The organism is Bacillus niameyensis, assembly GCF_001375535.1.
Taxonomy (GTDB): domain Bacteria; phylum Bacillota; class Bacilli; order Bacillales; family Bacillaceae_C; genus Lederbergia; species Lederbergia niameyensis.
Genome location: NZ_LN831197.1, coordinates 251,887 through 264,071, shown reverse-complemented (window position 1 = coordinate 264,071; position 12,185 = coordinate 251,887). Strand labels below are relative to the sequence as shown.

The following is a 12,185-nucleotide window of genomic DNA, read 5'->3' as shown; positions in this document are numbered from 1 at the left end:
TACAATACCTTTTCGATTGCCTTTGACTAGAGAACACACCATTTCACCCTTTAACAGACCCGAGCATCACCCCTTTAGCAAAATGTTTTTGTAAGAATGGATAGACTACTAAAATAGGAAGCGTAGCCAGTAAGATGGCGGCCATTTGCACTGTTTCAGGTGGCGGCAAGGCTTCCATCACCATTTCATTGGCACCAAGTGCAGCATTCGGTTCGTTGACAATGACAATTTGGCGCAAGATGACTTGGATCGGCCACTTTTCCGGACTACTTAAATACAAAACTCCCGAAAAATAACTATTCCAATGACCCACAGCATAGAAGAGGCCAAATGCGGCTAGCGCTGGTTTCGACAGTGGCAAAATAATCTTCCAAAAGATTTGCAGCTCCTGCGCTCCATCGATTAATGCCGCCTCCTTTAGATCATCCGGTATCCCTAAGAAAAATTGCCGTAATATAATCAAATTGAAGGGACTAACTGCAACCGGAATAATTAAAGCCCATATACTATTAATGAGTCCTGTTTCTTTCACTACCATATAAGTTGGAATCATTCCCGCAGAAAATAACATTGTGAATAAGACCAACAGTAGAATCGCGCGCTGACCAATCATCGCTCTTGATAGCGAATAAGCCATCGTCGCTGTAAAAAATAAATTCACTAATGTTCCCACTACTGTAATATAAATCGTTACAAGAATAGAGCGAATAAATCGATCCGAACTCAAAATATAAGAATAGGCATCCGTTACCCACTTTTTGGGCCAGAGTAAAAAATCATTATTTAAGAAATCACTTATAGAAGAAAAAGACACGGCGAAAATATAGAAAAAAGGGAAGATCATCGCAAAAGCAATGACAATCAAGATGATAATATTAACCGAGTCAAACAATTTCGATCCGAAGTTTTTTTGATCCACTCTNACGTTCTAACGCAAAGGCCACTGTACCAAAAACAATGAACTGTCCACAGTGTGGAGCTCCATCAGATTATCTGTACGCCAATAATGGTGATAAAGGGCAGTTTCAATGCAAGGTTTGTTCTTGCCTTTTCAGTGATAAGAATCGCTTTTCTAAAGAGGCCATTCTTAAGTGCCCTCACTGTGCAAAGACCCTTGATAAGATTAAAGAAAGAAAAGATTTCTCTGTCTACAAATGTAGAAATAATGACTGTTCTTATTATCGAAAGAAACTGAAGACCATGTCTAAAAAAGAGAAAAAGCGGTTTAAGAAAGATCCTCAAGCATTTAAATTGAGGTATATCTTTCGTCAGTTTCACATTGATTTTAGACCTTTATCTAAGAGATCATTCGAGTTACCAAAAGTCGATTTATCTAGGATTTATGCTTCGCCACACGTTTTGGGTCTGATCTTAACCTATCATGTGAATTATGGGCTTTCAGCCCGTAAGACAGCAGCCATTATGCAAGATGTCCATGGTGTTGCAATTTCCCACCAAACCATTTTGAATTACGAAAACAGTGTGGCTCTATTGCTTAAACCGTATGTGGATCATTATCCCTATGAGCTTTCTGATCAATTCTGTGGCGATGAAACCTATATCCGAGTCAATGGAAAGTGGCACTATTTATTTTTCTTTTTTGATGCAGTAAAGAAGATCATTCTCTCTTATCCAGTGTCTCCAAATCGCGACACGGTAACGGCTATTCGTGCCATTGATGAAGTGTTAGTTAAAATGCAAGATATCCCTAAAGATCTTACCTTCGTAGTGGATGGAAATCCCATCTATCTTTTAGCTCAACACTTTTTTGCCCAGAACGACATCAAATTTGATGTGAAACAAGTGATTGGGCTTACCAATGAGGATCCTATTTCAACTGAATACAGACCGCTAAAACAAATCATCGAGAGATTGAATCGTACTTTCAAGGGGAACTATCGTTCCACGCATGGCTTTGGTTCAGAACATGGTTCTGTTTCCTATGTCACTTTGTTTGTCGCTTATTTTAATTTTCTGCGGCCACATGCCTCTTTAGAAGGAAAGGTACCTGTTGTGAACACAGCGTTATCGGGTCTTCCTACCATGCCAGCACGGTGGACAAAATTGATCGATTTAGCTCAGCATTGGATTGTTCAACAGCGGTTAGCCTAACTTTTTGTTTAGCTGAGCCCTTGTGTTTTTGGATCTGTTCAGCAATCGGCGTAGCGAACTCTTGACAAACCGAACTTGCCAATGGTTTAAAATTGGAAAAACCAAGGGCTTATTTGGCCTGCCTTCTTTTGTCCCCTTCGCCCTTGTTACTCTGAATTCAAACCATTGGCGTGTTTGTCAAGAGCGATTGCGACGGGTTTCCACTCCGTTTCGGGATGAATCACTAAAATTAGGCTTTAGTTTTCATAGAACTTTTTACAATACCAACTAAGCGTTCCACTTCAATAATCGCCCCTCTAAATATTTCGCAATAACATCTGATAATTTCCCAAATAATGCATAGAGAACAATACTTAAAACAATGACATCCATTTGCATAAACTCCCGTGCATTCATTGCCATATAACCTATCCCAGCGTGTGCGGAGATTGTTTCAGCAACGATTAACGTTAACCACATGACTCCTAGAGAAAATCTTACTCCGACGAGGATCGAGGATAATGCCCCTGGTAAAATAACTGTAAAGAATAGCGTTTTCCCCCTCAACCCATATGCCCTCCCCATCTCAATTAATCCCCTATCAACGGACTTTATACCGTGATATGTATTGATATAGACAGGAAATAATACTCCTAAAGCAACTAAAAATATCTTAGATGTTTCATCGATTCCGAACCATAGTATGACAAGAGGAATTAAAGCCAAATGTGGAATATTCCTTAGCATTTGGATGGAGGTATCAAAGAGCAAATCAGAAAATCGAGAGACACCATTAAACAGCCCGAACAAAAAGCCAATTATTCCCCCAATTAAAAATCCTACCAATGCTCTGCCTAAACTAACGGAAATATGGTTAACTAGCTCCCCAGTAGTAAAAAGCGCAATAGCAGCGTGAAAAACAGCTGTAGGTGCTGGCAATATTCTTTCTGGAATGGTGCCCATCCAAGATAGAATTTGCCAGAAAATAAGCACTAATACTGGAAAAGTCCACGGTAACACTTTCATTAACGATCTTTTTATAGTAGGATTCAACAGTCCAATCCTCCTTGAATTGATTAATCCGCAGTGACGTTCATCACATCATTTACATCAATTTCCTTCGGTATAATATCTAAATTATAAAAGGTATCTGCTATTTCTTGCTGTTCTTCGATAATCTCCTTGCTAATCTTATCGATTCCGTAAATACGCCGATTTACCGCCATTTCAATCGAAGCCTCATCTATATTTAAAATTGGAGCTAACATAGCAATTAATTCACTATGATTTTTATTGGCCCAGTCGGAAGACCTTTCAACTTCTTCAATGATTACATTGGCTATTTCCTTATGCTCTTTCGCAAAATCTTTATTTGCTACAAAAAAATCTCGATCAGTTGTAATTCCTTCTCCATTAATGAGTAATTTTCCATTAGAATTAATTTCTGTTGATGCAACAAATGGATCCCATACGACCATTGCATCAATATTTCCTTGTTCGAATGCTACTCTTGCATCTCCAGGTGATAAAAACGCAGGGGTTATATCGGAATATTGTAAGCCTGCTTGTTCTAATGCTTTAACAATTAAATAATGTGAACTTGATCCTTTTGAAAAACTGACTTTTTTTCCCTTTAAATCCGCTACAGATTGGATTGGAGATTCTTCTGGTACGAGAATTCCACTTCCTTCAAACTTTGACTTTCCTGCTGCAACAATTGTAAATGGCGTATTTGCAGCCTGGGCAAAGATGACTGGTGAATTTCCAGTTCTTCCAAAATCAATACTTCCAGCATTCAATGCCTCCATTAATGCAGGGCCTGCTTGAAATTCCTTCCATTCCACTGTATACCCCTCTAGCTCAAGCCGTTCTTCCAATGTTCCTAAGGATTTTAAAATGACAAGTGGGCCATTTTTTTGGTAACCGATTTTTACAACTTGCTCCTTGCTTTTCCCCACAGATGAGGTTACTTCTAATTCACATCCTGTTAAGAAAATGAATCCTAATAATAATAGGCATGTAACACCCATCAATAGCTTTTTTTTCATACCCCTAAACCATCCTTTTTTGTTGAAAATGAACATCTGGTTTAGATTATGTATAAATAAAAACTAGGTTCCTGTCCCGAAAGAATTGATTACGAAAACATATTAATGCCCTTTCCGGCTAAAACTAACTTGACTAAAATTACTAGGGGGTTATCTCATGTGTCCTAAACAACAAGAGGAACCTTTACATTCTGGAGAGGTTTTCCATCTTTGGTCTTACTTATATGGAACAAAAAACTGTTTAGTATTTATGCAAGTTTTAATTAATCATACGGGAGACCAAGATTTAAAATTATATTTAGAAGATCTTTTAGAAAATGTCTTTACAGATGAGGAAAAACAAGTTGAAGCGATCTTAAAAGAAACAGGGATCCGTTTACCACCAGCTCCTCCTGATCGCCCAAATGTAGAACTTCAAGATATCCCTGCCGGAGCCCGGTTTAATGATGCGGAAATTGCTGGTTTAGTTCAAAAAGAATTTCTTACAGGAAAAGTTCTAACCAGCTTCATAATGGGGGTTTCTCATCGGGGAGATATTAGAGAAATGTTCGGGGAATTTCATTCGCTTAAGGCAGATTATGAGGAAAAACTTTTGAAGATAACAAAAGACAAAGGTTGGTTAGTTCCTCCACCAATCAACATCAAATAAATTGGCAAGAAGGAGCTGAGCGTTACATGGCTAAAAACAAGGGATTGTCTGTTATAGCGGTTGGTTCAATTCCGCTTATTATGACGCTCGGAAATTCCATGTTAATTCCTATTTTCCCTGCAATGAAATCCTCCTTAAAAATATCTCAAATGCAGGTAAGTTTAACAATTACGGTATTCTCGATTGCTGCTGCCATATTCATTCCAATTTTTGGCTATCTTTCGGATCGTTTTTCTCGAAAAGTGGTCATTCTTCCATCCCTAATACTCTATGGGATTGGCGGATTGTTGGCTGGCTTTGCCGCTACTTCATTTTCACAGGCATTTACATGGATTATTGTCGGAAGGACACTGCAAGGAATAGGAGCAGCGGGAACAGCGCCGATAGCGATGGCGTTAATTGGTGATTTATTTAAAGGAAGCGAACAGAGCAAGATCTTGGGGATCTTCGAAGCATCGAATGGGTTGGGGAAAGTACTGTCCCCCATTCTCGGTTCACTTTTAGGATTGATAGTATGGTATTCCGTCTTTTTTGCCTTTCCGATTATCTGTTTAATCTCTATTTTATTAACATGGTTTTTTATAAAAGAAAAAGCAAGTCGAGAAGCTCCACCTCCTTTTCGCAAATATGTTCGAGGGTTATTTAGCGTTTTTAAACATGAAGGTAGATGGCTTTTTACGACCTATCTTGCGGGGTTCACCTGTCTATTTACTTTATTTGGGATTCTTTTCTTTTTATCAGATACTTTGGAAGAAAAACACAAGATTGATGGAGTTGTTAAGGGGCTAATCTTAGCGATTCCGCTATTAGTTATGGTGACCACCAATTATTTAACAGGGAGTAGAATAGGGAAGAACTTAGAAAAGATGAAGAAATTCATGTTAATTGGGTTTGCATTGATGACTATTTCTTTTGGTTTACTTGCTCTTTTTGAAAAACTTATCCTTTTTCTCAGTGTACTTGCATTAAGTAGTGTTGGAGCTGGGCTCATTTTGCCGTGCGTTAATAGTTTTATTACGGGTGCGGTCGGAAAAGAAAGACGCGGTTTTGTTTCTTCCTTATATGGATCAGTCCGTTTTATCGGCGTTGCAATTGGGCCCCCTATTTTTGCAAGGTTAATGGATTGGTCAAGGAGTGGAATGTTTCTAACGATTGCAGCCCTTTGTTTAATCGTTGGTTTACTCACCTTAATATTAATACACGTAAAAGGATTAGACGGAAAAAATCCCAAAAAAACGACTATCCGCTATAAATATATTTAAGGTTTTTTACGCCACCCCAACGTATACGATTGATAAAATTCAAAACTGCAAATAAGATCAACCAACTTTGTTGATATCCATTGGCTGACGAGAGCAAGTACAATAATTTTCCAATTGATAATCGCTGCAGTAATTACAAATATACAACAGTTCATAACAAAAAGTGGCTTGCCTGGGAGGATATTTCTGCCATTGGAAATAATAAAGGCTATTACACCTACTCCACCGTTGGACACTCCTTGTCGCATTAGGATCCCAATGCCTGTACCAAGGAAAACAGAGCCAATAATTAGATCATAATATAAATTACGATTTACAATGGCAATAGTTTCTTCAAAAAAATAAATCGATAATGAAGTGATCGTGATCCCGATTATAATCCATATAACTGTTTTTTTTCCTAAATATTTTAGGGCTAGTCCTAGCATGGAAAGATTAACCATCCATAGAGCAAGTCCCATATGAATATTAAAAAAATGATTCAAAAGAACAGCTATACCTCCAGCTCCTCCAGATGGAATTGAATGAGGAAATAAAAATAAACCCATCCCTAACCCTTGGGTAATGCCTCCGGTCATAACTAGTCCATTTTTTATTATGAATGGTTTCATCGCCCTCATCCTTGTCTTATAATAAATTGTCTATGAAGGACAACCTTCATCTATGTTTATTCTGAAACCATCTTAATAATGAATAAATGCAAAAAATAAAGAAGTTAACATCAAAACCGGCTTCCAATAGGTAGCCGGTTTTGTTTTAGATATAAGAAAGTTGCTTTCGCCCTCTCTTATAGCTTTAATTCCCCCATGCGCAAGAGCTCCACGACAGCCTGGGATCGACCTTTAACTCCCAATTTTTGCATGGCGTTGGATATGTGGTTCCGAACTGTCTTTTCACTTATAAAAAGCTCTTGCGCTATTTCTTTCGTTGTTTTATCTTGTACTAACAGTTCGAATACTTCTCTTTCTCTTTTTGTCAGCAGTGGTTTGTGTGTGAACTCATTCTCCTTCAACTATGATAACCCTCCTTGCCTTCGCCAGCTTTAAACCGTGGGGATGGGTATTTTTTTGGTTGTCACGTTATCATATGTGGAAAAATGATACTGAGTGACATACAAAAGGCAAGTAATCACTAAATAGGCGAAATTTAAGCTGTTGCCCGTTCGTCATTTGACTTCATACATTTAGAAAAGCCCATCAAGCATAGATATGCTTAATGAGCTTCACTAAATTAAAGAAATTACATTGTGTCTTGTCTTCGTCTATAAGCGATAAAAGAGAGGAGACCACCAATCATAAGTAATGCTACTCCAATTGCGAGTAAATTAAATGTTTGGGTAGCTGTGTTTGGCAGTTGTTTCCCATCAGTATCGGTTTTTGATGTGTTTTTATTAGAACCATTATTATTGGATTTTCCAGGGTCTTTTGGATCACCTGATTGTTCTGGCTTTCCAGGTTTTCCGGGCTCCCCAGGTTCTCCAGGCTCCCCAGGTTTTCCGGGTTCTCCAGGTTCCCCAGGTTTTCCGGGTTCTCCAGGTTCTCCAGGTTCTCCAGGTTCTCCAGGTTCACCGGGTTCTCCAGGTTCTCCAGGTTCACCGGGTTCTCCAGGTTCACCGGGTTCTCCAGGTTCTCCAGGTTCTCCAGGTTCTCCAGGTTCTCCAGGTTCTCCAGGTTCACCGGGTTCTCCAGGTTCTCCAGGTTCTCCAGGTTCTCCAGGTTCACCGGGTTCTCCAGGTTCTCCAGGTTCTCCAGGTTCTCCAGGTTCTCCAGGTTCTCCAGGTTCTCCAGGTTCTCCAGGTTCTCCAGGTTCTCCAGGTTCTCCAGGTTCTCCAGGTTCTCCAGGTTCTCCAGGTTCTCCAGGTTCTCCAGGTTCTCCAGGTTCTCCAGGTTCTCCAGGTTCTCCAGGTTCTCCAGGTTCTCCAGGTTCTCCAGGTTCTCCAGGTTCTCCAGGTTCTCCAGGTTCTCCAGGTTCTCCAGGTTCTCCAGGTTCTCCAGGTTCTCCAGGTTCTCCAGGTTCTCCAGGTTCTCCAGGTTCTCCAGGTTCTCCAGGTTCTCCAGGTTCTCCAGGTTCTCCAGGTTCTCCAGGTTCTCCAGGTTCTCCAGGTTCTCCAGGTTCTCCAGGTTCTCCAGGTTCTCCAGGTTCTCCAGGTTCTCCAGGTTCTCCAGGTTCTCCAGGTTCTCCAGGTTCTCCAGGTTCTCCAGGTTCTCCAGGTTCTCCAGGTTCTCCAGGTTCTCCAGGTTCTCCAGGTTCTCCAGGTTCTCCAGGTTCTCCAGGTTCTCCAGGTTCTCCAGGTTCTCCAGGTTCTCCAGGTTCTCCAGGTTCTCCAGGTTCTCCAGGTTCTCCAGGTTCTCCAGGTTCTCCAGGTTCTCCAGGTTCTCCAGGTTCTCCAGGTTCTCCAGGTTCTCCAGGTTCTCCAGGTTCTCCAGGTTCTCCAGGTTCTCCAGGTTCTCCAGGTTCTCCAGGTTCTCCAGGTTCTCCAGGTTCTCCAGGTTCTCCAGGTTCTCCAGGTTCTCCAGGTTCTCCAGGTTCTCCAGGTTCTCCAGGTTCTCCAGGTTCTCCAGGTTCTCCAGGTTCTCCAGGTTCTCCAGGTTCTCCAGGTTCTCCAGGTTCTCCAGGTTCTCCAGGTTCTCCAGGTTCTCCAGGTTCTCCAGGTTCTCCAGGTTCTCCAGGTTCTCCAGGTTCTCCAGGTTCTCCAGGTTCTCCAGGTTCTCCAGGTTCTCCAGGTTCTCCAGGTTCTCCAGGTTCTCCAGGTTCTCCAGGTTCTCCAGGTTCTCCAGGTTCTCCAGGTTCTCCAGGTTCTCCAGGTTCTCCAGGTTCTCCAGGTTCTCCAGGTTCTCCAGGTTCTCCAGGTTCTCCAGGTTCTCCAGGTTCTCCAGGTTCTCCAGGTTCTCCAGGTTCTCCAGGTTCTCCAGGTTCTCCAGGTTCTCCAGGTTCTCCAGGTTCTCCAGGTTCTCCAGGTTCTCCAGGTTCTCCAGGTTCTCCAGGTTCTCCAGGTTCTCCAGGTTCTCCAGGTTCTCCAGGTTCTCCAGGTTCTCCAGGTTCTCCAGGTTCTCCAGGTTCTCCAGGTTCTCCAGGTTCTCCAGGTTCTCCAGGTTCTCCAGGTTCTCCAGGTTCTCCAGGTTCTCCAGGTTCTCCAGGTTCTCCAGGTTCTCCAGGTTCTCCAGGTTCTCCAGGTTCTCCAGGTTCTCCAGGTTCTCCAGGTTCTCCAGGTTCTCCAGGTTCTCCAGGTTCTCCAGGTTCTCCAGGTTCTCCAGGTTCTCCAGGTTCTCCAGGTTCTCCAGGTTCTCCAGGTTCTCCAGGTTCTCCAGGTTCTCCAGGTTCTCCAGGTTCTCCAGGTTCTCCAGGTTCTCCAGGTTCTCCAGGTTCTCCAGGTTCTCCAGGTTCTCCAGGTTCTCCAGGTTCTCCAGGTTCTCCAGGTTCTCCAGGTTCTCCAGGTTCTCCAGGTTCTCCAGGTTCTCCAGGTTCTCCAGGTTCTCCAGGTTCTCCAGGTTCTCCAGGTTCTCCAGGTTCTCCAGGTTCTCCAGGTTCTCCGGGTTCTCCAGGTTCTCCAGGTTCTCCAGGTTCTCCAGGTTCTCCGGGTTCTCCAGGTTCTCCGGGTTCTCCAGGTTCTCCAGGTTCTCCAGGTTCACCGGGTTCTCCAGGTTCAACAATATTGTTAATGGAAATAGTACTAACAGCTGTTATTCCGTCAATATTCCGAGCAAAAATTGTATATGTTCCATTTTCTTCAACTTGGAATGTAGGGTTGTTTACATTAATTACGTTTCCTGCTTCCGTAAAATCTTCAACAGTTTTATTACCCTTTAACCATTTTATTGAAGTAATTTCTGTATCACTATTCGTATCAATGGATACAGTGACCACTCCATCTGTTTCTTCAGTTGTTGAAGGAGTCAAATTAATATCGAATTCTTCAGGTTCTTCAGGATCAGTAGGTGTACCGTCATTACCTACTTCAAAAGTAACACTTTTTTCTGTTGGCTCATTATTGCCAGCATCTCCTGTTTTCACTGTAACCGTATATTTCCCAGCAGTTAAACCACCAACAGGCACAGTGAATGTTCCATCTTGATTAAGTCTTAATGGCCCCTCTTTAACGATTTGATTTTGCTTATCCATTACTTTATAAGATGCAAATAAATGTTCATTAACATCATAATTTGGATCATATACTTCCCTAACAGTAGGCGCCCACTCAATAAACTTATCCGAAATATTCCCTGTCAGAGAAGTATGCTCGATTGGACCATTGATCGGATCAAAGTCAATTGTTGCAGAAGACTCCTTAACGAAATACGGTCCAACTTCAATCTCTCCATCTATGAACATATCATCTAATATAGCAGAGAGTTGAATTGTATATACCCCATCAGCTAAGTCCCACGCACATGGCATCCAGCCCCAATCATACGGACAATAACGTGTACTGGTAAACAATTTATCTTCTTCAGGACCATATTTGAATAAATTCCAATGTTGGAAATCTTCATCAAGCATAGCACCTAAAGTACCATCCCCTAAAGGACCACCAGTAGGATTCAACGCATCCCATACGATTCCCATTAATTTTACTTCTTCCGTTAGGTTTACATGTAAATACGTATAACGATTTGAAGAACTTACTACATTGTTAGCCAGATATGCCTCAGTCACAATTTCTGATATATCATCTGGTAAGTCAAATGCAATAGTAATGGGTAAAGTTTCCTCAGTAGCATTTCCTAATGCATCTTGAACTTTTACTTTTAATGTGTAGTTACCCGTCGTCAATTCCTTTAAATTAATTTCAAACTCAGTATCCTCAACATCAAAAATCCAAAGATTTCCCTTATCAACTACTTCGTTATTTTCATTTACTAATTCCCAGTTTGCCTCTAACGCTTGATCAAGGCGAAAATCAATTACGGATAAATAGTCAATAAATTTATCATTAATTTTACCTTTGATATCTATTTTTGAAGCATTAATCACATCGTCAATTGAATCAAAGACAACTTCTGGTGCAGATGATTTAACGATAAGCGGACCAATTTCTCCATATGATCCTTCGTCTCCAACCGCTACAGCTAGGTAAACACTGTCGTCTAATGTTTTCTTACTACCAGAAAACGGTGTAAATGTACCATCTATAGGTACAGAATGTTCTATTCCTCCTGTATAGGAAGCGACTCCTTTTATTTCCCCAATAATACCATTACCATATGGACCAGACCTTGGATTCATTGCATCATGCACATAAAGTCCAAACTCTGCATCTTGATTTAACTTAAATTTTAAGGATGAATTATCATGTTTTCCATCCCCATTTGGTGAGATCATATTTCCAACGAACTCGCCATATTCGAAAATAGAAGAAGGATTCTCTTCACTAGTATTAAATGTAGAATTATCATTTAGATCTTCATCATCCGATGATACTTCTTCTTCAACTTCAGATGATACATCTGCTTCAGATTCTTCTACTTCAGGGGAATCTTCTTTTTTAGTTTCTTCGGTTCTAGATGACGTATCTTTTTCTGGTTCTTCTACTTCATTTGCACCATCACTATTAGTTTCTTCAGTCTCAGTTTCTGGATCTTCTGCTGGTACTTCACTATCATTTAGAGATTCTTCATTTGAAGATTCTTCCTCTGAACTTTCAGCTCCCTCTGTTCCTTCACCCTCTGAAGATTCTTTACCTTTTGGGCCTTCATCTTCATTTACGGATTCTAAGTTTTCATTATTTTTAGTATCCTCGATAGTAGTATTCTCTTTCTCAGATTCTTGATCAGGAATTTTGGCTTCAGAGTTTTTTGTATTTTCAGTCTCCCCTTCGCCTAAAACATCATCTTCTACATTTTCAACATTATTTGAAGTATCGACTTTTGAATTCTCTAGTGTAACATTTCCATCTGAATTTTCAGCTGCTGCTACAACTGGATTGAATAATCCAGCAATAAGAACGATTGCAGCGAAAGTTCTAAAAAAACAAATTTTTGTCTTTTTGCGCAAATAATATACCTCCCCTTTTGTCAATAATCATTAAAAACTAACACATTTCCCCCCTCATATGTATTAGAACTGGGACAAATTATTCTATAATAACTGCCTTAAAGTTCACTAAAAGCTTAACAAATGGGTAAATAAAAACAACCA

8 protein-coding genes and 1 pseudogene are annotated in these 12,185 nt (G+C 40.8%); 3 read left to right on the top strand and 6 right to left on the bottom strand.

Annotated features, from left to right (window positions below; translation table 11 throughout):
* Window positions 1–43: 43 nt before the first annotated feature.
* Window positions 44–919, bottom strand: coding sequence for a carbohydrate ABC transporter permease (locus BN1243_RS01320; protein ID WP_062104484.1), 876 nt, complete (start codon window positions 917–919; stop codon window positions 44–46).
* Window positions 920–924: 5 nt separating this feature from the next.
* Between BN1243_RS01320 and BN1243_RS01315 the strand changes: the two are divergent.
* A pseudogene (locus tag BN1243_RS01315) lies at window positions 925–2,112 on the top strand (DDE-type integrase/transposase/recombinase); the annotation flags it as partial.
* A gap of 267 nt (window positions 2,113–2,379) precedes the next feature.
* Here BN1243_RS01315 and ssuC read toward each other — a convergent pair.
* Both ssuC and BN1243_RS01305 read right to left on the bottom strand, forming a co-directional pair.
* Complete coding sequence (ssuC, locus tag BN1243_RS01310) at window positions 2,380–3,144, bottom strand: aliphatic sulfonate ABC transporter permease SsuC (RefSeq protein ID WP_154669784.1); 765 nt, start codon at window positions 3,142–3,144, stop codon at window positions 2,380–2,382.
* 23 nt (window positions 3,145–3,167) lie between these two features.
* Complete coding sequence (locus BN1243_RS01305; RefSeq protein WP_069201748.1) at window positions 3,168–4,139, bottom strand: sulfonate ABC transporter substrate-binding protein; 972 nt, start codon at window positions 4,137–4,139, stop codon at window positions 3,168–3,170.
* A 157-nt stretch (window positions 4,140–4,296) separates the two neighbouring features.
* Here BN1243_RS01305 and BN1243_RS01300 point away from each other — a divergent pair, with 157 nt between their 5' ends.
* Together BN1243_RS01300 and BN1243_RS01295 are read left to right on the top strand one after the other, a co-directional pair.
* Window positions 4,297–4,788 carry a DUF3231 family protein gene (locus tag BN1243_RS01300; RefSeq protein WP_062104482.1) on the top strand — a complete coding sequence of 164 codons (492 nt, stop codon included), beginning with the start codon at window positions 4,297–4,299 and terminating at the stop codon, window positions 4,786–4,788.
* A 26-nt stretch (window positions 4,789–4,814) separates the two neighbouring features.
* A complete protein-coding gene (locus BN1243_RS01295) occupies window positions 4,815–6,050 on the top strand; it encodes an MFS transporter (RefSeq protein ID WP_062104481.1) in 1,236 nt (411 codons plus the stop codon).
* On the opposite strand, the gene BN1243_RS01290 is transcribed toward BN1243_RS01295, so the two are convergent.
* From BN1243_RS01290 to BN1243_RS21940, 3 genes are all read right to left on the bottom strand, one after another.
* The gene (locus BN1243_RS01290) at window positions 6,047–6,661 is read right to left on the bottom strand and encodes a YitT family protein (protein ID WP_062104480.1); all 615 of its coding nucleotides are present in this window, start codon (window positions 6,659–6,661) and stop codon (window positions 6,047–6,049) included. The two genes, BN1243_RS01295 and BN1243_RS01290, sit on opposite strands and share 4 nt — an antisense overlap.
* Window positions 6,662–6,837: 176 nt before the next feature.
* The gene (locus tag BN1243_RS01285) at window positions 6,838–7,062 is read right to left on the bottom strand and encodes a helix-turn-helix domain-containing protein (RefSeq protein WP_062104479.1); all 225 of its coding nucleotides are present in this window, start codon (window positions 7,060–7,062) and stop codon (window positions 6,838–6,840) included.
* A 227-nt stretch (window positions 7,063–7,289) separates the two neighbouring features.
* On the bottom strand, window positions 7,290–12,041 hold the full coding sequence (locus BN1243_RS21940) for an LPXTG cell wall anchor domain-containing protein (protein ID WP_062104478.1): 4,752 nt from the start codon (window positions 12,039–12,041) through the stop codon (window positions 7,290–7,292).
* Between the last annotated feature and the right edge of the window lie 144 nt (window positions 12,042–12,185).

Bases quoted from the DNA above. Each gene is read 5' to 3' on its own strand.
- BN1243_RS01305 (WP_069201748.1), bottom strand. From the start codon at position 4,139: ATGAAAAAAAAGCTATTGATGGGTGTTACATGCCTATTATTATTAGGA.
- BN1243_RS01300 (WP_062104482.1), top strand. From the start codon at position 4,297: ATGTGTCCTAAACAACAAGAGGAACCTTTACATTCTGGAGAGGTTTTC.
- BN1243_RS01295 (WP_062104481.1), top strand. From the start codon at position 4,815: ATGGCTAAAAACAAGGGATTGTCTGTTATAGCGGTTGGTTCAATTCCG.
- BN1243_RS01290 (WP_062104480.1), bottom strand. From the start codon at position 6,661: ATGAAACCATTCATAATAAAAAATGGACTAGTTATGACCGGAGGCATT.